Annotated in this window: 20 protein-coding genes; 4 read left to right on the forward strand and 16 right to left on the reverse strand. The window is 68.5% G+C overall.

The window, feature by feature from the left end; all coding sequences use genetic code 11:
- Nucleotides 1-23 precede the first annotated feature (23 nt).
- Nucleotides 24-602, reverse strand: a complete 579-nt coding sequence (gene purN, locus ACE3O8_RS01580) for a phosphoribosylglycinamide formyltransferase (protein WP_374386067.1) — start codon at nt 600-602, stop codon at nt 24-26.
- Nucleotides 595-1,686 (reverse strand): phosphoribosylformylglycinamidine cyclo-ligase, encoded by a 1,092-nt coding sequence (gene purM / locus ACE3O8_RS01585; protein ID WP_374386069.1) that lies wholly within the window; start codon nt 1,684-1,686, stop codon nt 595-597. The genes purN and purM overlap by 8 nt, the downstream gene beginning before the upstream one ends.
- A 62-nt stretch (nt 1,687-1,748) precedes the next feature.
- On the opposite strand from purM, the gene ACE3O8_RS01590 reads away from it, so the two are divergent.
- The 4 genes from ACE3O8_RS01590 to ACE3O8_RS01605 are packed head-to-tail and all read left to right on the forward strand — an operon-like array spanning nt 1,749 to nt 7,044.
- Nucleotides 1,749-3,041, forward strand: a complete 1,293-nt coding sequence (locus ACE3O8_RS01590; protein WP_374386072.1) for a heavy-metal-associated domain-containing protein — start codon at nt 1,749-1,751, stop codon at nt 3,039-3,041.
- Nucleotides 3,038-3,673: a chromosomal replication initiator DnaA gene (locus tag ACE3O8_RS01595; protein WP_374386074.1), complete on the forward strand. Its 636-nt coding sequence runs from the start codon at nt 3,038-3,040 to the stop codon at nt 3,671-3,673. The genes ACE3O8_RS01590 and ACE3O8_RS01595 overlap by 4 nt, the downstream gene beginning before the upstream one ends.
- 48 nt (nt 3,674-3,721) lie before the next feature.
- The gene (locus ACE3O8_RS01600) at nt 3,722-5,923 is read left to right on the forward strand and encodes an RNA degradosome polyphosphate kinase (RefSeq protein WP_374386076.1); all 2,202 of its coding nucleotides are present in this window, start codon (nt 3,722-3,724) and stop codon (nt 5,921-5,923) included.
- Nucleotides 5,924-5,928: 5 nt separating this feature from the next.
- The gene (locus ACE3O8_RS01605; protein WP_374386078.1) at nt 5,929-7,044 is read left to right on the forward strand and encodes a glycosyltransferase family 2 protein; all 1,116 of its coding nucleotides are present in this window, start codon (nt 5,929-5,931) and stop codon (nt 7,042-7,044) included.
- Between the two features lie 24 nt (nt 7,045-7,068).
- Here ACE3O8_RS01605 and ACE3O8_RS01610 read toward each other — a convergent pair whose 3' ends face one another.
- The 14 genes from ACE3O8_RS01610 to ACE3O8_RS01675 all read right to left on the reverse strand — a co-directional run bounded on the left by ACE3O8_RS01610 (nt 7,069) and on the right by ACE3O8_RS01675 (nt 23,383).
- Nucleotides 7,069-7,563 carry a DapH/DapD/GlmU-related protein gene (locus tag ACE3O8_RS01610; RefSeq protein ID WP_374386080.1) on the reverse strand — a complete coding sequence of 165 codons (495 nt, stop codon included), beginning with the start codon at nt 7,561-7,563 and terminating at the stop codon, nt 7,069-7,071.
- 87 nt (nt 7,564-7,650) lie between these two features.
- Complete coding sequence (locus tag ACE3O8_RS01615; RefSeq protein WP_374386082.1) at nt 7,651-7,875, reverse strand: hypothetical protein; 225 nt, start codon at nt 7,873-7,875, stop codon at nt 7,651-7,653.
- Entirely contained in the window at nt 7,869-8,021 is a 153-nt protein-coding gene (ccoS, locus tag ACE3O8_RS01620) for a cbb3-type cytochrome oxidase assembly protein CcoS (protein WP_374386084.1), read from the reverse strand. The genes ACE3O8_RS01615 and ccoS overlap by 7 nt, the downstream gene beginning before the upstream one ends.
- Nucleotides 8,018-10,204 (reverse strand): heavy metal translocating P-type ATPase, encoded by a 2,187-nt coding sequence (locus ACE3O8_RS01625; RefSeq protein ID WP_374386086.1) that lies wholly within the window; start codon nt 10,202-10,204, stop codon nt 8,018-8,020. The genes ccoS and ACE3O8_RS01625 overlap by 4 nt, the downstream gene beginning before the upstream one ends.
- A gap of 3 nt (nt 10,205-10,207) precedes the next feature.
- The gene (locus ACE3O8_RS01630) at nt 10,208-10,672 is read right to left on the reverse strand and encodes a FixH family protein (RefSeq protein WP_374386088.1); all 465 of its coding nucleotides are present in this window, start codon (nt 10,670-10,672) and stop codon (nt 10,208-10,210) included.
- The gene (gene ccoG, locus ACE3O8_RS01635; protein WP_374386090.1) at nt 10,669-12,147 is read right to left on the reverse strand and encodes a cytochrome c oxidase accessory protein CcoG; all 1,479 of its coding nucleotides are present in this window, start codon (nt 12,145-12,147) and stop codon (nt 10,669-10,671) included. The genes ACE3O8_RS01630 and ccoG overlap by 4 nt, the downstream gene beginning before the upstream one ends.
- Before the next feature lie 5 nt (nt 12,148-12,152).
- Nucleotides 12,153-13,022 carry a cytochrome-c oxidase, cbb3-type subunit III gene (gene ccoP / locus ACE3O8_RS01640; protein WP_374386092.1) on the reverse strand — a complete coding sequence of 290 codons (870 nt, stop codon included), beginning with the start codon at nt 13,020-13,022 and terminating at the stop codon, nt 12,153-12,155.
- A complete protein-coding gene (locus tag ACE3O8_RS01645) occupies nt 13,012-13,179 on the reverse strand; it encodes a cbb3-type cytochrome oxidase subunit 3 (protein WP_374386094.1) in 168 nt (55 codons plus the stop codon). Before ACE3O8_RS01645 ends, ccoP begins: the two co-directional genes overlap by 11 nt.
- A gap of 11 nt (nt 13,180-13,190) precedes the next feature.
- Nucleotides 13,191-13,919: a cytochrome-c oxidase, cbb3-type subunit II gene (ccoO, locus tag ACE3O8_RS01650; protein ID WP_374386096.1), complete on the reverse strand. Its 729-nt coding sequence runs from the start codon at nt 13,917-13,919 to the stop codon at nt 13,191-13,193.
- A gap of 13 nt (nt 13,920-13,932) precedes the next feature.
- Nucleotides 13,933-15,606 carry a cytochrome-c oxidase, cbb3-type subunit I gene (gene ccoN / locus ACE3O8_RS01655; RefSeq protein ID WP_374386098.1) on the reverse strand — a complete coding sequence of 558 codons (1,674 nt, stop codon included), beginning with the start codon at nt 15,604-15,606 and terminating at the stop codon, nt 13,933-13,935.
- A 180-nt stretch (nt 15,607-15,786) separates the two neighbouring features.
- Entirely contained in the window at nt 15,787-17,190 is a 1,404-nt protein-coding gene (locus ACE3O8_RS01660; RefSeq protein WP_374386100.1) for an efflux transporter outer membrane subunit, read from the reverse strand.
- The gene (locus ACE3O8_RS01665) at nt 17,183-20,350 is read right to left on the reverse strand and encodes a multidrug efflux RND transporter permease subunit (protein WP_374386102.1); all 3,168 of its coding nucleotides are present in this window, start codon (nt 20,348-20,350) and stop codon (nt 17,183-17,185) included. The genes ACE3O8_RS01660 and ACE3O8_RS01665 overlap by 8 nt, the downstream gene beginning before the upstream one ends.
- A gap of 3 nt (nt 20,351-20,353) precedes the next feature.
- Nucleotides 20,354-21,574 carry an efflux RND transporter periplasmic adaptor subunit gene (locus ACE3O8_RS01670; protein ID WP_374386104.1) on the reverse strand — a complete coding sequence of 407 codons (1,221 nt, stop codon included), beginning with the start codon at nt 21,572-21,574 and terminating at the stop codon, nt 20,354-20,356.
- 507 nt (nt 21,575-22,081) lie between these two features.
- Nucleotides 22,082-23,383: a M20/M25/M40 family metallo-hydrolase gene (locus tag ACE3O8_RS01675; RefSeq protein WP_374386106.1), complete on the reverse strand. Its 1,302-nt coding sequence runs from the start codon at nt 23,381-23,383 to the stop codon at nt 22,082-22,084.
- Between the last annotated feature and the right edge of the window lie 61 nt (nt 23,384-23,444).

Here is a 23,444-nt window from a genome sequence, read left to right on the forward strand (position 1 = left end):
CAAGGCCGGGGTGCTGCAACCCGTCAGTCCAGCCGGGCGAGGAAATCCGCGACAGCAACGGGGTAAAGCCGGTGTTCGGCCGCCAGCACGCGGGCGGCCAGTGTTTCGGGCGTGTCGCCCGGCGCCACCGGCACCCGCGCCTGCGCCAGGATGGGCCCTGCATCCAGCTCCTCCGTCACCAGATGCACGGTGCAGCCGGCCTCTGCATCGCCTGCCGCCAGCGCACGCGCATGGGTGTCGAGCCCGGGATAGAGCGGCAGGAGCGAGGGGTGGATGTTCACCATCCGGCCCGCCCAGCGGCGGACGAAACCGGGCGTCAGGATGCGCATGAAGCCTGCGAGCGCGATCGCCTCCACGCCATGCGCCTCCAGTTCGGCGCTGACGGCGGCGTCGAAACTCTCCCGGTCGGGGTGGGCCTTTGCGGAAACCACCGCTGTCGGCAGGCCAAGCGCCTGCGCGGCCGCCAGCCCGGCGGCTGTCGCGCGGTTCGAAAGCACCAGCACGATCTCGCCGGGAAAGCCCGGATCGCGCGCGGCATCGGCCAGCGCCAGCATGTTGGAGCCGCGCCCGGACAGCAGCACGGCGATCCGCTTCCTAGGCATTATGGGATGCAACCCAGCCTTCCGCCTGACCCCAGAGCCCGGCGCCGCCGCGCAGCTCGCACCCCTTCGCCCCGGCAACGATCGCGCCCACGGCAAAGACGGTTTCGCCCGCGGCCTTCAGCGCCGCCGTCACCTCGGCGGCCTCTGCCGGGGCGACGGCGAGGATCATGCCGATACCGCAGTTGAAGGTGCGCGCCAGTTCGGCGGCTTCCATCCGGCCCTGCTGCTGCAGCCAGCCGAACAGCGGGGGCAAAGGCCAGCTTGCGGCATCGATCACGGCGCGCGTGCCAGAGGGCAGCACGCGCGGCACATTTTCCAAGAGCCCGCCGCCGGTGATGTGCGCCAGCGCGTGGATGCGCCCTGCCTTCAGCAGCGGCAGCAGCGGCTTCACATACAGGCGGGTGGGCGCCAGCAGCGTGTCGATCAGCGGCGTTTCCGGATCGAAGGGGGCCGGGGCATCCAGCGCCTCGCCCTCCACCAGCCGCCGCAGCAGCGAATAGCCGTTGGAATGCGCGCCCGACGATCCGATCCCCAGCAGGATGTCGCCTGCCGCAACCCGGTCCCCGGTCAGCAGGGCGGTGCGCTCCACGGCGCCCACGGCAAAGCCGCCCAGGTCATAATCGCCCGGCGCATACATGCCGGGCATTTCCGCCGTTTCCCCGCCGATCAGCGCGCAGCCGGCCTGGGCGCAGGCGCGGGCGATGCCGGCGACAACCTCTTCGGCAACGCCCGTCTCCAGCTTCCCGGTGGCGAAATAGTCCAGGAAGAACAGCGGCTCCGCGCCCTGCACGATCAGGTCGTTCACGCACATGGCGACAAGATCCTGCCCGATGGTGCCGTGGCGGCCCGTTTCGATGGCAAGCTTCAGCTTGGTGCCCACCCCATCCGTCGCCGCGACCAGCAGCGGATCCGTGAATCCGGCCGCCTTCAGATCGAAGATGCCGCCGAACCCGCCGATCTCGGCGTCGGCGCCCGGGCGGCGCGTGGCGCGCACCAGCGGGGCGATCATCTTCACCAGCTGGTTGCCGGCTTCGATGGAGACGCCGGCGTCGGCATAGGTGGCGGGGCGGTTGGGCGTGGTCATTGGCGCGCTCTAGCGCCTTGGGCCTTGGAATCCCACCCTGCATGCGCCAAAGGCAGGGCAAGATGAAGCTCTGGCGCGGGTTCGCAGGTGGAATGGCAGCTTTGGCGCTCGCGGCGGCGGCGCCTGTCTGTGCGCAGGCGGGGCTGAAGGCGGCCGATGCGAAGCCGAAGGCGAAATCGGCAGACCCGGACGTGCCCACCGCCATCGGCGGCAGCGGCGGGCTGGTCGTTTCCGGAATCGATGTGGATGTCGGCGGCAAGAGCCCGTCGGACGCGCGGCTGAACGGCTGGCGCGAGGCGCAGCGGCTGGCCTGGCCGGCCTTGTGGGCGCGCATGTCGGGGCAGGCGGCCGCCACCGCGCCCCGCCTGCCCGACAGCGCGCTCGATTCGATGATTTCCGCCATCGAGGTGGAGCGCGAGCAGATCGGCCCGGCGCGCTATGTCGCAAGGCTGGCCATCGTGTTCGACCGGGCGCGCGCGTCGTCCTACCTTGGCCGGTTCGCGGCGCTCAGCTCCTCGCCGCCGTTCCTGGTGATCCCGGTGCTGCAGGATGCCGCGACGCGCATGGCACACGAGCCCGCCTCCCCCTGGCTTGCAGCCTGGGCGCGGCTGCGCGCGGGGGAAAGCCCGATCGATTATGTGCGCATCCAGCCCACGCCCGGCGACACCATCCTGCTGAACGCCTGGCAGGCAGAGCGGCGGCACATCTTCCTGTGGCGGGCGCTGATCGACCGCTATCAGGTGGCGGACGTGCTGATGCCCGAGCTGATCCTGGACCGCAGCTGGCAGGGCGGGCCGGTTTCCGGCCTGCTGGTGGTGCGTTTCGGCCCCGCCGGGCGGGAAATCGGGCGGGTGCGGCTGACGAACCGCAGCGGCGATGTCGCCGGCCTGATGGACACTGCCGTCCGCGAATCGGACAAGCTGTATGTGGCAGCCCTGCGCGCGGGCAACCTGCTGCCCGATCCAAGCCTGATCGAACCCGACGTGCCCGCTGCCGCGCTGGAGGACACCGGCCCCGAAATCGGCGGCGGCTTCGAAGGCGGCGGCGGGATCGCGGTGCGCGTGGCGACCCCGGACGACGCGACGCTGCAGGCCATCCAGGCGCTGATCGCGGGCACCCCCGGCGTGGACGGCGTGCGGTTGCAGAGCCTGGTGCTGGGCGGCGAATCGGTGCTGGAGATCGTTTCTGCCGTGCCGCTGGCGGACCTGCGCTATGCGCTGGACCGGCGCGGGCTGCGGCTGGAGGGCGGCACGCTGCGCCGGCGCGGATCGGCCGAGGCAGCGCTGCCGCCGCCGGTGCCCGAAGTGCAGGAGGAGCAGCTGCAGGAATCGCCCGGCCCGGAGGGCGGCGCATGACGGAGGCGCCCCCGAAGCCGCATGAGGAACAGATGGTGCTGCCGCTGCGCTGGCGGGCGGCGCAGGGGCAGAAGGATTTCTTCGTCTCCGATGCGAACAGCGAGGCGGTGGCCTTTCTGGACGGCTGGTCCACCTGGCCGGTGCCGGCCGCGCTGCTGATCGGCCCCACCGGCAGCGGCAAGAGCCATCTGGCCGCCATCTTCGCGCGCCGCGCCAATGCCCGGCTGTGGGATGATGCCGACCGCACCGCATCCGAGGAAGCGCTGTTCCACGCCTGGAACGCCGCGATGGAGGAACGGCGCCCGCTGTTGATGACGGCGCGGTCCATGCCGGCGGACTGGAACCTGACGCTGGCCGACCTGAAGAGCCGGCTGGCCGCCACCCCGCGCGTGCAGATCCGCGCGCCCGACGACGCGCTGCTGGAGGCCGTGTTCCGCAAGCAGTGGAGGGATCGCGGGATCGAGGCGGCGGCCGATGTGACCCGATATGTGCTGTCCCGCATCGAGCGCAGTTTCGAGGGCGTGGCGCGGACCGTTGATGCGCTGGACAAGGCGGCGCTGTCGCAGCAGCGGCCGCTTTCCATTCCGCTGGCGCGCGAGGTGTTCATCGACCTCGACCTGGACGAGCGTTAACCCCGCCTGCGATGGCTTCGCAGCCGCAGCAATGCTAAGGACCATGCGATGGCCAGCGTGAATCGACCATTGCCGATCCAGCCAGTCGAGCCGCACCGGGTGCTCGGCGCCGGCCGCTATCTGAACCGCGAACTCTCGTGGCTGGCGTTCAACAGCCGGGTCCTCGAAGAGGCGATGAACCCCGCCCATCCGCTGCTGGAACGGCTGCGCTTCCTGTCGATCTCGGGCAACAACTTCGACGAATTCACCATGGTGCGCGTGGCGGGGCTGCGCGGACAGGTGGATGAAGGCATCGAGACGCCCTCGCCCGACGGGCTGACCCCGGCGCAGCAGCTGGCGGAAATCGCCGTCGCGGCCGAACGGCTGATGACGGAGCAGCAGCAGGTGTTCGGCGTGCTGCGCAAGGCGCTGCGCTCGGCGGATTTCGCCATCCTCGACCATGAGGAGCTGGGCAAGGCGGAGGCCGAGTGGCTGGAAAGCCATTTCCTGGACCAGATCTTCCCGGTGCTGACGCCGCAGGCGATCGATCCGGCGCACCCCTTCCCCTTCATCCCGAACAAGGGCTTCAGCCTGGTGTTCGACATGAAGCGGCAGGCCGATGGCGAACGGCTGAACGCCCTGCTGATGCTGCCGCAGATGCTGCCGCGCTTTGTGCGCCTGCCGGGAAAATCGGCGCGCTACCTGGCGATGGAGCAGGTGCTGACCCGCTTCTTCGGGCTGATCTTCCCCGGCTTCGAGCGGCTGGGACAGGGCAGTTTCCGCATCATCCGCGACAGCGACATCGAGATCGAGGAAGAAGCCGAGGATCTGGTGCGCTTCTACCAGACGGCGATCAAGCGCCGCCGCCGCGGGCAGGTGATCCGCCTGAAGATCGAGGAGCATACCCCGCGCCGGCTGCGCACCGCCGTGAAACAGGCGCTGGCCGTGAACGACCGCGACGTGATGGTGGTGGACGGCATCCTGGGCATCGCGGATCTCGCGGGGCTGGTGGACGAGGACCGGCCCGACCTGAAGTTCGAGCCCTATACCCCCCGCTTCCCCGAGCGCATCCGCGAGCATGGCGGGGACTGCTTCGCCGCGATCCGCGCCAAGGACATCATCGTCCACCACCCCTATGAGAGCTTCGACGTGGTGCTGGCCTTCCTGCGCCAGGCCGCCGCCGACCCGGACGTGGTGGCCATCAAGCAGACGCTGTACCGCACCGGCAAGAACAGCCCCATCGTCCGCGCGCTGATCGACGCCGCCGAAAACGGCAAGGCCGTCACCGCCATCGTCGAGCTGAAGGCCCGTTTCGACGAGGAGCAGAATCTGACATGGGCGGCCGCGCTGGAGCGGGCGGGCGTGCAGGTCGTCTATGGCTTCATCGACTGGAAGACCCACGCCAAGGCCTCGATGGTCGTCCGGCGCGAGGGCGGCGAGCTGAACACCTATCTGCACCTCGGTACGGGCAATTATCACCCGGTGACGGCCCGCATCTACACCGATCTCAGCTTCTTCACGGCAGACCGCGATCTGGCGCGCGATGTGGCGCAGGTGTTCAACTATATCACCGGCTATGTGGAGCCGCAGGGCCTGCGGCGGCTGGCGATGAGCCCCCTGAACCTCCGGTCCACGCTGATGGACGGGATCGACGCCGAGATCGCACATGCGAAAGCCGGGCATCCGGCGGCGGTGTGGGTGAAGATGAACAGCCTCGTCGATCCCGCCATCATCGAGAAGCTCTACGAAGCGAGCGATGCGGGCGTGCAGGTCGACATGGTGATCCGGGGCATCTGCTGCCTTCGGCCCGGCGTGAAGGGCCTGTCGGAGAATATCCGCGTCCGCTCGGTGATCGGCCGCTTCCTGGAACACAGCCGCATCGTCGCCTTCGGCAACGGCCATCCGCTGCCCAGCCGCGAGGCGAAGGTGTGGATCACCAGCGCCGACTGGATGCCGCGCAACTTCGACCGGCGGGTGGAGCTGCTGATCCCGATCCTGAACCCCACCGTGCACGCCCAGGTGCTGGATCAGGTGATGGTCGCCAACCTGAAGGACGACGAGCAGAGCTGGGAGATGCAGGCCGACGGCAGCTACCGGCGGCTGGAGCCGGGCAGGCCCAGCTTCAACCTGCACCGCTACTTCATGACGAACCCCAGCCTGTCGGGCCGCGGACAGGCTCTGAGGGGCGGCACCGCACCGCGCCTTCTGGTGGGCGACGGGCTTGCCGGCGACGGGCTTGCCGGCGATGGGGCGGAAGGGGCGAAGAGCTGAGCGCGATGCACCAGGGAACCGATCTGATCTCAGCCCCCTGGGGCGTGCAGCCATGGCCCGCAGAGGTGGATGCCGGCGACGGAGACTGGGCCCCGCCGGAGCGCGACCCCGTCGCGCGGCTGGGCGTGGTGCTGGTGAACTACAAGGGCGCGGCCGACACGCTGGAGTGCCTGGAATCGCTGCTCCGATCCGACATTCCGCTGCGCGTGGCGGTGGTGGACAACGCCTCCGCCGATGGATCGGACCGCAGGATCATCGACTGGGCGTCCGGCCAGCAGCCCTACACGCCGCCGGAAGGGCCGCTGGGCGCGCTGTCCTCCCCGCCGCTGGACAAGCCCGTGCCGATGGAGGTGCTGGATGCCGCCGAGGCGCTGGCCCATGCCCCCGGCGCCCGGCTGCTGACGCTGATCCGGTCGGACGAGAATCTGGGGTTCGCGGGCGGCAACAACCTGGGCCTCCGCCACCTGCTGAAGGATCCGGCGATCGAGGCCGTCTGGCTGCTGAACAACGACACGGTGGTGGAACCGGCGGCGGCGCGTTCGCTGCTGGCGCAGATCCGCGCGGATCCGGCGCAGGGCATGATCGGCACCGTGATCCGCTATTACAGCGCGCCGGAAAAGGTGCAGGCGCTGGGCGGGATGACCTTCAACCCGCTGACCGGCGGCAATGCGGGCATCCATGGCAACAAGCCGTTCAAGGCCCCCTGGGATGGCCGGGCGGCGGCGCGCAGGGCCGCCTGCGTCCTGGGCGCCTCGCTGACGGTGACGCGCCGCTTCGTGGATACCGTGGGGCTGATGGGCGAGGACTATTTCCTCTATTTCGAGGAGATGGACTGGGCCCGCCGCAATCGGGGCCGCTTCTCCATCGGCCTGTCGCGCGGGTCGGTCGTGTATCACAAGCATGGCGGCTCGATCGGATCGTCCGCGAAGAAGGGCGGGCGGTCTGCGCAGTCGGAATATTGGCTGCTGCGCGCGCGGCTGCTGTTCTACCGCAAATATCATCCGCTGCTGCTGCCGCTGATCTGGGTGCAGGGCTGGGCGCAGACAGCGCGGCGCGTGCTTCGACGCCAGCCCGACAGCGTGAAGGCGATGACGAAGGCGCTGTTCTTCCGCCCGCTGTAACCGGCGGGCGACCCCGGCGCAGGCTCAGGCCTTCGCCGCCTCCCGCGCGCCTTCCCGCGCAAGGCGTTCGGCCTCCACCTCCAGGAAGCGCTTGTCGAAGATGCCCCAGCGCCCCGTCTCCACGCCGGAGCGGATGATCTTCGCCGGGTTTCCGGCGACGATGCTGTTGGGCGGCACATCCGCGATCACCACCGATCCGGCGCCCACCACGCTGTTGTCGCCCACGCGGATGCCGGCGAGGATGATCGAGCGCGCGCCGATGAAGCAGTTGCTGCCGATGAAGGTGTCGAGGTGGCGGTTGCCCACGAAATCATGCGTCAGGATCGCCGCATCGAAGGACACCAGCGTGCTGTTGCCGATATGGATGCCGCGTGGGTTGGTCTTGTCCAGCTTGGCAGAGCGGGAAATGCGGCAGTCGTCGCCGATCGTCATTCCCCAGACGCGCCGGTAATACCATGTCTGCACCGCGCTGGAGGTGCGATAGAGCCGCGTGCGAAGCCGGGCCAGCCTTCTGTGCATCAGCCCTCCCCGAGTCACCCTGTTCCGGTTGCTTATTCCCGGCAGAGACTTAGCGCATGGCGGGCGGGGCGGCAAACACCTCTATCGTTAAGGCGCGCATCCGGGGCTGCGGTCCGCCTTCGGCTTGCGCGGGGTGCACCAGCCGTGCGGGCAGGCGCTTTCGCTTTCCCGCCCGGGGCTTTGCCGTCCATCCAGATCGACCCATTGGGTGCCGGCGGCCGAGCAGACGGGCACCAGCCCGCGCGCAAGCGCCGGCGCGGTGGCGTTCAGCAGCGCCAGCAGCAGCAGGGCGGGCATCGCCTGCCTCAGCACGGGCCGTCCTCCTCGTCGGTGAGGATGCGCTGCGCCGCGCCGTCCAGATCGTCATACTGGCCCGACCGCATGGACCAGAGGAAGGCGGCAAGGCCGCCAAGCCCCAGCAGCAGGGCGATGGGCAGCAGGAAACCGATGGTCGTCATTTCGGGGCCCTCAACCTCAGCGCATTCCCCACCACGATGATGGACGAGAGCGACATGGCGACCGCCGCGATCAGCGGAGTCGCAAGGCCCGCCATCGCGATGGGAACCGCCAGGATATTATAGCCGATGGCGAGGCGGAAGTTCTGCCGCACATGCACGTCGGCGCGGCGCGCCGTTTCGACCGCCAGAGGCACCGCCATCAGGCTGTCGCGCAGGAACAGCAGGTCTGCCGCCGTCTGCCCCGCATCCGAGGCGGAGGCGGGCGCGATGGAGGCATGGCCGGCCGCCAGCATCGGCGCATCGTTCAGCCCATCGCCCACAACCAGCAGCCTGCGGCCTTCGGCCTTCAGCGCCTCGATGGCGGCGAGCTTGCCGGCGGGCGTCTGCCCGGCGGCCCAGGTGCCGATATCCAGTGCGCGGGCGGCGTGGCGAACGGCGCTCTCCCGGTCTCCGGACAGGATGCGGACATCGAAACCGTCCGCCTTCAGCCGGGCGACCGCCGCGGCGGCATCCGGGCGAAGCGGGTCCTCGAACGGGATCAGGGCGGCGGGCGCGTCGCCGCGCCGGAACGCCAGCGTCAGCAGATGGCCTTCTGCCGCAGCGCTTGCGCCTGCCCAGTCGGGCCGGCCCAGCCGCAGCGTTTCCCCTTCGTGCTGCACCTCCAGCCCCAGGCCGGGATGCTCGCTGACATCCGCAAGCACGACCGGGGTGACCCCTTCGGCCTTCGCGGCAGCGAGGAGCGCGCGGGACAGCGGGTGGCTGCTCTTCGCGGCGAGCCCCGCCGCCAGCGCCAGTTCGGACGCGGACAGGGGCAACCGCCCGGCCGGAACGGGGCGGCCCAGCGTCAGCGTGCCGGTCTTGTCCAGCACGACGGTGTCGCAGTCGGCCAGCCGCTCCAGCGCGCTGCCGTCCTTCACCAGAATGCCGCGCTGCATCAGCACGCTGGCGGCCCGCACCTGCACGGCGGGCACGGCAAGCCCCAGCGCGCAGGGGCAGGTGATGATCAGCACGGCGATCGCCGTCACCAGCGCCTGGTGCAGCCCCGCGCCCGCGATCAGCCAGCCGATCGCCGTCAGCAGCGCCGTCAGGTGGACGACGGGCGCATAGAGCCGCGCGGCGCGGTCGGCGATGCGGGTGTAGCGCGCGCGGCCCTGCTCCGCCGATTCCATCAGCCGCACCACCTGCGCCAGGAAGCTGGCTTCGCCCACGGCCGTCGCCTTCATGGCGATCGGGGCATCCAGGTTCAGCGTGCCTGCCAGCAGCTGGCCGCCGGGCTTCACCGGTTCGGGCAGGCTTTCGCCCGTCACAAGGCTGCGGTCGATGCTGGAGCTGCCCTCCAGCACCAGCCCGTCCACCGGGATGCGCCCGCCGGCCGAGACCAGCACCGTCATCCCCGGCGCCACGCTTTCGATGGGGCGCCATTCGGTTTCGCCCGACGGCGCGCGGACCAGCGCGCCCGGCGCGGACTGTTTCAGCAGCGCGGCGACACCGGCCCGCGCCCGGTCGCGCATCAGGCTGTCCGCCACGCGGCCCATCAGCAGGAAGAACAGCAGCATCACCGCCGCGTCGAACCAGGCCTCATGCCCGCGCGTGACCGTCTCATAGAGGCTGAGCGCCGTCGCCAGGATCAGGCCGATCGAAATCGGCACGTCCATGTTCGTGCGCCCCTGCCGCAGCGCCCCCCAGGCAGAGCTGAAGAAGGGCATGCCGGAATAGGCCACCGTCGGCAGCGCGATCGCGGCAGAGATCAGGTGGAACAGGTCGCGCGTCGCCCCGTCCGCCCCGGACCAGACCGAGACGGAGAGCAGCATGATGTTCATCGCCGCGAACCCCGCGACGGCCATCGCCTTGATCAGCCTGCGGGAGGCCGGATCGCCGCCCTGTGCTGCGACGTCGGACGGGGAAAAGGGCCGCGCATCGAACCCCGCGCCCTCGACGGCAGCGACGATCGCCTGCGCATCCTGCCGGCCATCCTGCCATTCGGCCGTCAGGCGGCGGGTGGTGAAGTTCACGCGGGCATGGGTGATGCCCGGCAGCGCGCGGACGGCGCCTTCCACCTTGCGGATGCAGCCCGCGCAATGGATGCCCGGCACATGCAGGTCGATCCGGCGCGTGCCGGGCGACGGTTCGGCGACGAACAGGTCAAGGCTGGACGGCGCGGCCGGCGGTGCAAGCGTCGCCATGGTTCAGCCCGGAATCACCAGCCGGTCGGCGAGATAATAATGCTCCCCCCCGCGCGACAGGCGCACCTCGGCCAGCCATTGCCCGGCCGCCAGCCCGTGCGGCGCGGCATAGCGACCCGGCGCCACTTCGGACAGCGCGATGTCCCGCGACCGTTCCGCCCCCAGCGGATGCTCCAGCGTGGCGACGACCTTCAGCCCCGACAGCGGCGCCCCCGTCGGCCCGGCCGCCGAAACGGACAGCGCGCCCGCATCCGCGCCGGCCTTCACCGTCCAGCCCATCGCCTTCTGGGCGCGGCCCTGCGCCAGCCAGCCGTTGAATTTCTGGCTGGCGACATAGCTGTTCTCGACGACGAGGCCGGGGTGGCTGCGGCTGGCGTTCACGGCCAGCGCCACATTCACGCCGATCACCAGCAGGAAGCCGCCGCCGATCACCATCAGCGCATCGCGGCCGGTGAAGGGGCGGCTCATCGCGCCTTCACCGCGGATTCGGGGGCCGAAAAGCGCGTCGTTTCCATCACGTCGCCGTCGCCATCCGCCGCATGCGCCTTGAAGACGATGTCGGACTGTTCCGCATGGATGGAGGCGGCGGGCACACGCACCTGGATGGTGTAGGTGTCGACGCCATCGGGGCGGACATCCAGCCGGATGCGCTTTGCCGGCGCTTCACCCATGCGCGGGTTCGCCAGCCGGGCGTTGTCGAGGCCCGATACACTGAGGTCGAACTGCCGGGGCCGGGGCTCCTTGTTCATCAGCTTCACCGTATAGCTGTTGCGGATGTCGCCGTCCGACAGCTGGACATAGACGGGGTTGCGATCCTGCGCGACAGAGATGTCCATGCGCGAACGCCCGGCCAGCACCACCAGCATGCCGATGCCGATGGCCGCCCACACCGCGAAATAGATCAGCACGCGCGGGCGCAGCAGAGTCTTCCACATGGGCGGCAGCGGTTCGCCCTTCGATTCCGCGATGTCGCGTTCCAGCGTCGTGTAGCCGATCAGGTCCTTCGGCCGGTCCAGCTTGCCCATCACGTCGTTGCAGGCGTCGATGCACAGGGCGCAGGTGATGCATTCCAGCTGCGGGCCGTTGCGGATGTCGATCCCCGTGGGGCACACGTTCACGCAGGCCATGCAGTCCACGCAGTCGCCCAGGTTCGCGTCCTTCGCCTTGGCGCTGCCGCGCGGTTCCCCGCGCCAGGCCTTGTAGGTGACGATGAAGCTGTCCTCGTCCAGCATGGCGGACTGGATGCGCGGCCAGGGGCACATGTAGGTGCAGACCTGCTCCCGCATCAACCCGGCCAGCGAATAGGTGGTGAAGGTCAGCACGCCGATGGTGGCATAGGCGACAAAGGGCGCCTGCCCCGTCAGCAGCTCGCGCAGCAGCGTGGGCGCATCGGTGAAATAGAAGACCCAGGCGCCGCCCGTCAGCACCGCGATCAGCAGCCAGATCGCATGCTTCGTGCTGCGTTTCGCCAGCTTGCCCGCGCTCATCGGGGCCTTGTCCAGCCGGATACGCTCGTTGCGGTCGCCCTCGATCCAGCGCTCGACCGCCATGTAGAGGTCTGTCCACACGGTCTGCGGGCAGGCATAGCCGCACCAGGCGCGGCCGACCGAGGTGGTGACAAGGAACAGCCCCAGCCCCGCCATGATCAGCAGGCCGGCGACATAATAGAATTCCTGCGGCCAGATCTCGATCGGGCCGAAATAGAAGCGCCGGTTGGCAAGATCGACGAGGACCGCCTGATCGGGCGAGAAGGGCCCGCGATCCCAGCGCAGCCAGGGGGTCAGGTAATAGATGCCCAGCGTGAGGAAAAGCACGGCCCATTTGAAGCGGCGGAAGGGGCCTTCCACCTTCTTCGGATGCACCTTCACCCGCTTCTTGTAGAGGCTGCCGTCGCCCTCCGGCCCCGTCGGGGTGGCGGGGGCCGGCTTCAGCACGCCGGGCATTTCATTCACTCCCCGCCGCCGAGGCTGTGGACATAGGCCGTCAGCTGCCGGATGGTCGATTCCGGCAGGTGGCCCTTCCAGGCCGGCATCACGCCCGCACGGGCGGTGGTGATGGTGGCGGTGATGTCGGCACGGTTGCCGCCATAGAGCCAGATGGCGTCGCGCAGGTTCGGCGCGCCGAACTGGCGCATGCCCTCGCCGTTGGGGCCGTGGCAGCTGGCGCACTGCTGGGCGAAGGTCGCGCTGCCGCGCGCGGCCATGGCGGCATTATGCTCCTGCCCGGAAATCGCCAGCACATGCTCGGTGACATCGGCGATCTGGGCCTTCGTCAGCAGCCCGTCCTTGCCGAAGGCCGGCATCAGCGACATGTGGGTGTCGTCGTTGCCGGGCTGGCGGACGCCGTTCACCAGCGTGGCATGGATTTCCTCCATGCTGCCGCCCCACAGCCAGTCGTCGTCGTTCAGGTTGGGATAGCCCTTGCCGCCCGCCGCGCCGGTGCCGTGGCACTGGATGCAGTAGATCTTGAACGCAGAGCGGCCGCCTTCCACCGCCGCCTGCATCAGCTGCGGATTGTTCTTCAGCTCGTTCAGCGGAACGGCGTCGAAGCCTTTCAGAGCCTCGGCCCGCTGCGCCTTCAGCGCCGCCAGCGCCTGCTCGCCCTCGGTCCGGCCGGAATAGCCCAGCGTGCCCTTGGTGTAGCCGCCCGGAATCGGGATCGCCGGATACAGCACCACCCACACCAGCGAGAAGGCGATCGACGCATAGAAGATCCACAGCCACCAGCGCGGCAGCGGATTGTTCAGCTCCTCGATGCCATCCCATTCATGGCCCGTGGTGCCGGGGCCGGATTCGGGCTTTTTCGGGTCAGCGCTCATTGCTGCTCTCTTCATCACGGAAGGGGATCATGCGGGCGTCGTCCTGCGCGGCGCGGGCGCCGGGGCGGAACGCCCAGCCCACGATCGCGGCCATGGTGATCACCATGAAGACGAGCCCCCAGCTGTCGGCCAGCGTGCGGAGTTGCTGATAGTCCATCAAACCCCTCCTCAGCGCCGGTTCTGCTCGGGCACATAGCTGTCGAAGTCGACCAGCGTGCCCAGCATCTGGAGATAGGCGACCAGCGCATCCATTTCGGTCAGCCGCGCCGGATCGCCATCGAAGTCGCGCGCCTGCGCCTTGGGATAGCGCGCCTGCAGGTCGGTCGGATCCGCGTTCGGATCGGCCTGGGCCTTCAGGTCGGCCATCGCATTCTCGATCTGCGCGTCGGTATAGGGCACGCCGACCGCGCGGTTCGCCTTCAGGTGCGCCGCGACATCGGGCATCGAAAGCTCGCGCTTCTTCAGGAACGGATAGGAGGGCATGATCGATTCCGGCACGACGTCGCGCGGGTTCGTCAGGTGCTGCACATGCCATTCATCCGAATAGCGGTTGCCCACCCGGGCGAGATCCGGCCCCGTGCGCTTCGAACCCCACTGGAAGGGGTGGTCATACATGCTCTCCGCCGCGAGGCTGTAGTGACCGAAGCGCTCGGCCTCGTCGCGGAAGGGGCGCACCATCTGCGAGTGGCAGGAATAGCAGCCCTCGCGGATGTAGATGTTGCGCCCGGCCAGCTCCAGCGGAGTGTAGGGGCGCACGCCCTCCACCTTCTCGATGGTGTTTTCCAGGAAGAACAGCGGCACCAGCTGCACTAGCCCCCCGATCATCACCACCACCAGCGTGAGGACGGCGAGGATGGTGACGTTGCGCTCGATCTTTGCGTGATTTTCAAACGCCATGGCGACGTTGCTCCTATTCGGCGGGCTGCGCGGCGGGCGCGAGCGGCCGTTCCGCAAGGGGTTTGTCGAGGTGCTGATTGTGCGGCGCGCCGGCGTCCAGGGGCGCCTCGTCGCGCACCCGGCCCTTCGCGGTCATCCAGATGTTGACCACCATCATCACCGCGCCCAGCAGGTAGAGAACCCCGCCCAGCAGCCGGATCAGATAATAGGGGTGCATGGCCGCGGTGACTTCCGCGAAGGAATAGACGAGGTAGCCCTCGGCGTTGAACTCCCGCCACATGAGCCCCTGCATGATGCCGGCGACCCACATGGAGGCGGTGTAGAGCGTGATGCCCCCCATCGCGAGCCAGAAGTGCCAGTTGATCATCCTGAGCGAGTAGAGCCGGGCCACGCCGAACACGCGCGGGGCCAGGAAATACATGCTGGAGAAGCTGATCATCCCCACCCATCCCAGCGCGCCGGAATGGACATGGCCGATCGTCCAGTCGGTATAGTGCGACAGCCCGTTCACCGAGCGGATCGACATCACCGGCCCTTCGAAGGTGGACATGCCATAGAAGGCGAGCGCGGCCACCTGCATCCGGATGATCGGATCGGTGCGGATCTTGTCCCACGCGCCTTCCAGCGTCATCAGGCCGTTGATCATGCCGCCCCAGCTGGGCATCCACAGCATGATCGAGAACACCATGCCCAGCGTCTGCGCCCAATCAGGAAGCGCGGTATAGTGCAGGTGGTGCGGACCGGCCCAGATGTACAGGAAGATCAGCGACCAGAAGTGGACGATGGAGAGCCGGTAGGAATAGACCGGCTTCCCGGCCTGCTTGGGCACGAAATAGTACATCATGCCCAGGAAGCCAGCGGTCAGGAAGAAGCCGACCGCATTGTGGCCGTACCACCATTGCGTCAGCGCATCCTGCACGCCCGCCCACACCCCATAGCTCTTGTCGGAGAAGCCCACCGGCACCGCCAGGTTGTTCACCACATGCAGCATGGCGATGGTGATGATGAAGGCGAGGTAGAACCAGTTGGCGACATAGATGTGCGGCTCGCGCCGCTTCACGATCGTGCCCATGTAGACGGCGAGATAGGCGACCCAGACGATGGTCAGCCACAGGTCCACATACCATTCCGGCTCGGCATATTCCTTGGACTGGGTGATCCCCAGCACATAGCCGGTCGCCGCCAGCACGATGAACAGCTGATAGCCCCAGAAGACGAACCAGGCGAGGCCCGGCGCCCACAGCTGCGCGCGGCAGGTTCGCTGCACCACCCAGAAGGAGGTGCAGAGCAGCGCGTTGCCGCCGAAGGCGAAGATCACGGCCGATGTGTGCAGCGGCCGCAGCCGCCCGAACGAGAGATATTCCACCCCCCAGCCCAGCGTCGGGAACGTCAGCTGGGCGGCGATCACCACGCCCACCAGCAGGCCCACAACGCCCCAGAAGACCGTGGCGATCACGCCCGCCTTCACGACCCCGTCGTGATAGCCGCCGTTCGAGCGGTCCGGCACCAGCCAGCCGCCCTCGGCGGCGGGTTGCAGCCGCCCCACGGTCGTCGCGACCGCGAGGATGCAGGCGATGAGGATGATGACGCCATGGATGGCGAATCCGGCGCTCGTCGCCGTCGCGATCATGAACAGCGACAGGATGCCGAACAGCAGATAGGCGCCGATTGAGAAGAAGGAAGACATGTCTCTCTGGCCCTGACCATATGGTTGTCACCCGGATTCCCGGGTGTTGTGGGCCGATCTTTCGGCGGATCGGGCGGCGCCCGCCTTGATCCCGGTCAAATGGTCAAGGCGCGGCGGGCGGCGAACCGCCCGGCGGCAGCCCGCCGGATTCCCTATTTTGGCGGCAGCCCGCCGGATTCTTTAGTTTGGCGGCAGCCCGCCGCCTAGCGCCGCATAGAGCGCGGCGAGGTTGTCCAGCTCCTGCCGCCGCAGCGAGATCAGCGACTGTTCGGCGGTGAACAGGTTCCGCTCGGCGTCCAGCACTTCCAGATAGTCCGCGACGCCCTCGCGATAGCGGATGCGCGCCAGCCGGGCGATCTGGCGCTGGGCTGTCGCAGACCGTTCCTGCGCGGCCACTTCCTCCGCCAGATGCTGCCGCCCGGCAAGCCCGGTGGACACTTCGCGGAAGGCCTGCTGCACCGTGCTTTCATAGCTGGCGACCGCAATGTCCTGCCGGGCAACCGCGACATCCACATTGCCCTTGCGCCGCCCCCAGTCAAAGATCGGCAGATCGATGCTGGGCCCGAACGACCAGGTCAGGCCGCTGTCGGTGAACAGGCCATTGAGATCGGACGAGGCATAGCCGAGGTTCCCCGTCAGCGAGATGGAGGGGAAGAAGGCGGCGCGCGCCGCCCCCACATTGGCCCGCGCAGCCTTCAGCTGCTCTTCCGCGGCGATGATGTCGGGGCGGGCGGCCAGCAGGTCAGAGGGCAGGCCCGCCGCCAGCGGCTTCAGCGGCGCCTGTTCTGAAAGCGGCAGCGCCTCCGGCATGTCGGCCGGCAGTTCGCCGCCGATCAGCACCAGCACCTGGTTGCGCGCCTCCGTGCGCGCCAGCTTCAGCGCGGCAAGCTCTGTCTCGGCCTGCGTCAGCAGCGATTCCGACTGGCGGTAATCCAGCGCCGAGGTGACGCCCGCATCCAGCCGGCGCCTGGCGATGCGCAGCCCGTCCTCGCGGCTCTTCAGCGTCGCTTCGGCCAGCGCGATGCGTTCATCGGCCTCGCGCGCCAGATAATAGGCGCCCGCCAGGTTGCGGATCAGCGCCAGCCGCGCGGCCCGCTCGCCCTCCACGGTGGAGAGATACTGGCTGCGCGCAGCCGCCGTGAGGTTGCGGACCCGGCCCCAGAAATCCAGCTCGAACGCGGGCACCGCCACCCCGATCGTCGCCCGGTTTCCGGTGACGGGCTGGCCCCCGGTATCGACCGTGGCGGCCCGGCTGCGGACGGCGGCGGCAGAGGCCGCGAGCCCCGGCCCCTGTTCCGCCCCCTGGATGCGCCACAGGCCGCGCGCTTCCGCGATGCGGGCGACAGAAACGGCCAGGTCGCGGTTCCGTTCCAGCGACAGTGCGATCAGGCTGCGCAGGCGCGGATCGGGGAAGAAGGCGTCATAGCCGATGTCCGTCGCGCGGACGGAACCGGCAGGGTCCGCGGCCGCTTCGGGCGCATACCATTCGGCCGTCTTTGCCAGCGGTTCCGGGCGCACATGCTGGGGCGCAAGGCTGCACCCGGCCAGCAGCAGAAGGGCAAGGGGGGCGATCGGCCTAGTCATGGGCCTGGCCTCCGCCCATGCCCGATCCGGGCGGGGCCTTCGGCGGCACATCCTCCCGCCCCAGCCAGCGCCGGGCCGACAGGTAGAACACCGGAATGAAGAAGATGCCCAGCAGCGTCGCCGCCACCATCCCGCCGATCACCCCTGTGCCGACGGCGATGCGGCTGGCGGCCCCTGCCCCGCTGGCGATGAACAGGGGGATCATCCCGCCGATGAAGGCCAGCGAGGTCATGATGATGGGCCGCAGCCGCATGCGCACCGCGTTCAGGGTCGCTTCCATCGGCGTCCGGCCATGGTTTTCCTCCTCGATCGCGAATTCCACGATCAGGATGGCGTTCTTGGCCGCAAGGCCGATGATCGCGATCAGGCCCACGTTGAAGTAAACATCCGCCGAAAGGCCGCGCATCATCGTGAACAGGATCGCGCCCAGCACGCCCAGCGGCACCACCAGCAGCACCGACACCGGGATGGACCAGCTTTCGTACAGGGCCGCCAGCAGCAGGAACACGATCAGGAACGAAAGTCCCAGCAGCAGCCCGATCTGGCCGCCGGCCTGCTTCTCCTCGAAGCTGATGCCCGTCCATTCATAGGCGAAGCCCTGCGGCAGCGCTTCGGCCAGCCGCTCCATCTCGTCCATCGCCTCGCCCGTGGCGCGGCCGGGGGCGGCCATGCCCGAGATCGTCATGGAGGGATAGCCGTTGTAGCGCTGCAGCTGCTGCGGGCCGGAAATCCATTCCACCTGCGTGAAGCTGCCGAAGGGCACCATGTCGCCGGCGCTGTTGCGCACCTTCAGCGCAAGGATATCCGTTGGCGTCATGCGGAAGGGCGCATCCGCCTTCAGCAGCACGCGCAGGATGCGGCCTTCATAGGTGAAGTCGTTGGCATAGGCAGAGCCGAAGGCGATGGCGAGCGTGTTGTTCACGTCGGCCACCTGCAGGCCCAGGGCGCGGGCCCTCACCCGGTCGATGGTCACGCGCAGCTGCGGGGCGGCCTCCTGCCCTTCCGGGCGGACGCCGGTCAGCACCGGGCTCTGGCTGGCGGCGCCCAGCAACTGGTTGCGCGCCTGCAGCAGCGCATCCGGCCCCATGCCGCCCACATCCTTCAGCTTGAAGGAAAAGCCGCTGGAATTGCCCAGCGCGGAAATCGGCGGCGGGCTCAGCGCGAACACCATCGCCTGCCGGATCTGCGAAAAGGCCATGTTCGCCTTGCCCAGCAGCGTGTCGGCCTGATCCGCCTTCGCGGTGCGCTCTTCCCAGGGCTTCAGCGCGGTGAACACCATCGCGTTCGCCTGCCCCTGCCCGAAGAAGCTGAAGCCGCGCACCGCCACGATGTTCGCGATCGCATCCTGCTGCTTGTAGAAGCCCTTCACCTGGTTCAGCGCCTCTTCCGTGCGCGGACGGGCGGATCCGGGCGGGGCCTGGATCGCGGTGAACAGCACGCCCTGGTCCTCCTGCGGCAGGAAGCCGCCGGGCAACCGGCCGAACAGGATCACCGTCAGCCCCGCCATCAGCAGGAACACCGCCAGCCAGCGCAGCGGCGCCGACAGCAGTTTGCCCACCTGCCGTTGATAGCCGTGTGTCACCCGGTCGAACCAGGCGTTGAAGCGGCCGAACGCCCGCGCCAGCAGTCCCTTCGGGCGGTCAGGATCGTCCGGCGCGTGCGGCTTCAGGAAGGTGGCGCACAGCGCGGGCGTCAGCGTCAGCGCCAGCAGCGCCGAAAAGCCGATGGAAACGATCAGCGTGACGGCGAACTGCCGGTAGATCGCGCCCGTGGATCCGGGAAAGAAGCTCATCGGCACGAACACCGCCATCAGCACCAGCGTGATGCCGATGATGGCCGAGGTGATCTGCCCCATCGCCTTCATCGTGGCTTCGCGCGGCGGCAGATGCTCCTCCGCCATGATGCGCTCCACATTCTCGATCACCACGATGGCGTCGTCCACAAGGATGCCGATCGCCAGCACCATGGCGAACATCGTCAGCACGTTGATGCTGAAGCCGAAGGCAGCCAGCCCCATGCAGGCGCCCAGCAGGGCGATGGGCACCACGATGGTGGGGATCAGCGTGGCGCGCCAGTTCTGAAGGAACAGGAACATCACCAGGAACACCAGCGCGACCGCCTCGAACAGGGTGCGCACCACCTCGCTGATGGATTCAGAGATGAAGGGCGTCGTGTCGTAGGGAACCGACCAGTGGATGTCCGCCGGGAAGGTCCGCGACAGCTCCGCCATCCGCGCCTTCACCCCTTCGGCCGTGGCGATGGCGTTGGCGCCCGTCGCCTGCTGCACGGCGATGATCGCAACCGGCCTGTCGTTGAGGTCGGCGGTCGTGTCATAGCTCATCGCCCCCATTTCCACCCGGGCGACATCGCCCAGCGTCACGGTGGAGCCATCCGGATTGGCGCGCAGGATGATGCCCGCGAACTGGCTGGCAGAGGTGAACCGCCCCTGCGTCAGGATGGTGGCGTTCAGCTCCGTGTCGCGCGCCAGCGGCAGGTCGCCCAGCTGGCCGCCGGGGCTCTGGCTGTTCTGTTCCTGCACCGCGGCCAGCGCATCGGCCGCCGACAGCCGGTAGCTGGCGAGCTTGTCGGGATCCAGCCAGATGCGCATCGCATAGGGCGATCCGAACAGCTGCACATCGCCCACGCCGGGCACGCGGCGCAGTTCATCGACCACGCGGGAATTGGCGAAATTGCCCAGATCCTCGGCGGCGTTGGCGCCCGTGCGCGATTCGATGGCGACCAGCAGCAGGAAGCCCGCATTGGCCTGCTGCACCGGGATGCCCTGCCGCCGCACATCTTCGGGCAGGCGGGGTTCCACCAGCGTCAGCTTGTTCTGGACGTCCATCTGCGCCACGTCGATATCGGTGCCGGATTCGAAGGTGGCGGTGATGGTGCCCACGCCGTTCGCGCCGGAGGTGGAGGCCATGTAGAGCAGCCCCTCCACCCCGTTCAGCTGCTGTTCGATCACCTGCGTCACGGATTGTTCCACCGTGGTTGCGTCCGCGCCCGGATAGGTGGCGGTGATGGTGAGAGACGGCGGCGCGACGTCTGGATATTGCTCGATCGGCAGGCTGTAGAGCGCGATTGCCCCCACCAGCGAAATCAGCAGCGCCACCACCCATGCGAAGATCGGGCGGCCGATGAAGAAACCGGAAAACATGGCTTAGTTCGCCCCGGCCGGAGCTGCCTGATTCTGCGCGGCCTGCCCGGGAACGGGCTTTGGCGGGGCGATGCGCACCGTCATGCCGGGCTGCTGCACCTTCTGCCCGCCGTCCACGATCACCCGCTCGCCCGGTTTCAGGCCAGAGAGCACCACCCATTGCGAACCGCGCAGGTCGCCCAGTTGCACCGGCCGGGCCTCTGCCTTGTTATCGGCCGTCACCACCAGCACCGCGCCGCCGCGCGGCCCCACCTGCACCGCGCGCTGCGGCACCAGGATGGTGTTGGAACGGGTGCCTGCGAACACCCGCGCCCGCACGAACTGGCCGGGCAGCAAGATCGCGCCGGGGTTGGGGAATTCTGCGCGCAGTGCCGCCGCCCCGGTGGATTCGTCGAAGGCGAGATCGAAGAAATCCAGCCGCCCCGTCTGCGCGAAGATGGTGCCATCCTCCAGCTGCAGCTCCACCCGCGTATGCCCCACGCCCGGCGCCTTCAGAGCGCCGGATGCGATGTCGCGCCGGATGGCGATAAACTCCGAGCTGGATTGGGAGAAGTTCACGAAAATGGGATTCACCTGCTCGATCACCGTCAGCAGCGTGCCCTCACCGGCGTTCACCAGCGCCCCTTCCGTCACCTGCGCCCGCCCGGCCCGGCCCGAAATCGGGGCGGTCACCGTGGCATAGCTCAGGTTCAGCCGCGCGGTTTCCACTTGCGCGCGCGCCTGCAGCACATCGGCATCCGCCTGCCCCAGCCGGGCCACGGCGGCATCATATTCCTGCTTGCTGATCGCCTGATCGCTCAGCAGCGGCCGGTAACGGTCCACATCCTGCCGGGCGTTGCGCGCCGTCGCCTCCGCGCGCTGCGCCTGCGCCAGCGCCGCGGACAGGCTGGCCTGCAACTCCCGCGGGTCGATGGCGAACAGCGGTTGCCCGGCGCGCACGTCGCTGCCTTCCTCATACAGCCGCCGCGCGACGATCCCCGTCACCCGCGCCCGCACTTCCGCCGTGCGCACAGCCTGCACCCGGCCGGGCACTTCGATCACATTGTCGATGGTGCCCGCCCGCACCGTTTCCACCGAGACTTCAGGCGGCGGCATCTGCGGCTGTTCGGCCCCCGAACAAGCGGCAACAGCCGTCAGCAGCGCGAGGGCGGAGATCCGGCACAGCTTGTCCAGGCCCATCGGTGAAACCCCCGTCCATTTGTGCGTTTTTGTGAACCCGGTCATCCCTCGCGAGGTACCGGGCTGCCCCCGAAGCGTCAACCCACGCGTGGGTATAGCAGCTATTCGAGCGCGACTCAAATTGCGTCGCCGACAGGATGCAGATGGCCCCGGCCCTGTGCATGGGCGCGCGGAAGGTGAAGCGTGATTGCACGATGAAATTGGCCACCGCAGACATCACGCAGACCAGCCCCCACCACCCCGAAACGGATGATGCGGGCGAGTTCGGCACGGTGAGACTGCAACGGCATCGCCCCTCCTGTCGCCTTTGGCCATAGCCGTTCGGCCCCGTGCGATCAAACGACTTTGCTGCAATGCGGCAGGCAAGGATCGCAAACGAACCATAGCGGCACTTGCTCTCGCCACGCCGCATGGTCAGGCCCGCTGGCCGGTGTCCGAGCCAGCGTCGCCATCCTCCTCGGCCCGGCGCAAATGTTCGCGCTTGGCCTGATCGGCGAGTATCTGGGCCGGGCCTGGCTCCCCAAGCTCAGCCCGAGCGGGGGAGGCGCGGTATCAGCGCGCCTTTTCCTTGGAAATCCGGCTCATCAGGATGGCGGCACGCTTGGCTTGCAGGGGAATGCTCGTCAGGTCGACGAACTCGCGGTCGGTGTGGTCGCCGCCGCCCGCCACGCCCAGCCCGGCGAGGCTGTCCAGATCGGCCGCCACGAAGCCCACGTCGCCCGCGCCCCGGCGCAGCGGGTCCAGCTCAGGCATGGCGGGCAGGCCCAGATCGCTGTTCACCCCGTTCAGCCGGGCCAGCAGCGCCCGATTGCCTTCGGTCGGGGCCATCGGCGGGTAGGGATCGTTGAACACCAGTTCGGATTTCGTTTTCGCGCTGTTTTCCGCCGCGATGGCGATCATCTTCGCCTTCACCCGCTCGGTCTGCTCGTTGGACAGGCTGCGGAATTCGCCCACGGCGACGGCCGTCGGCGGGATGATGTTGGATTTGCCGGTCGCCGTCGCCCGCACGCCTTCGCCATCCAGCTCCACCCGCTCGCCCCCCGCCAGCAGGCCCACGTTGAAGGTCAGGCTCGGCTCGGGCAGTTCGGCGCGGAAGCGGGCGAGGATGCGGCTCATTTCGAACACCGCGCCGTCGCCCATCCGCTCGGAAAAGATGCTGCTGCTGTGCCCGGTTTCGCCGCTGGTTTTCAGAACCCATGTGTTGGAAGACCGCCGCGCGATCGAGCCCATGTCCTGCCCGTTCAGGCGCACCAGCCCTTCGAAATCCAGCGCCACGTCGGCGCGCTTGCCTTCCGCGATCAGGTCGCGCCGGGCGATGGTTCGCGGCTTGCCCGCCTCTTCCTCGTCCCCCGTCAGCGCGACCACGATGTTCGCGTCCTTCAGCGTGCCCGCCGCCTTCATCGCCTTCAACGCAGACAGCATCACCACCACGCCACCCTTGTTGTCGGCCGCGCCCGGCCCCTTGCCCACGCTGCCTTCGCGGCTGAAGCGCTGGAACGGGCTGTCCGGCTCGAACACCGTATCCATATGGCCGATCAGCAGCATGCGCTTCGTGCCCGGCTTGCCCTTATGCTCGGCGAACAGATGCCCCGCGCGCTGCACTTCGCCTTGCGGAATCCAGCGCACCTTGAAGCCCAGCGCTTCCAGCTCGGGGCGCAGCATCTCGGCCACCTTCGTCACGCCTTCGATATTGTTGGTGCCGCTGTTCTGGTTCACCATCCGCTCCAGCAGCGCCACATCGGCGTCGAAGGCGGCGTCCACCGCCCCCACCATCTTCGTTTCCGCCGGAGACAAAGCGGCCAGCGCAGGCGTTGAGAGGATCAGGGCGGCGGAGAGGAGAGCGGTGCGGATCATCCGGTTTTCCTACGGAAGCTCCCCCGCTATCGCAACGCCCTTCCGTCCGGCGACATGACAT

Origin of the sequence: Sandaracinobacter sp. (genome assembly GCF_041909755.1) — a bacterium.
GTDB lineage: Bacteria > Pseudomonadota > Alphaproteobacteria > Sphingomonadales > Sphingomonadaceae > Sandaracinobacteroides.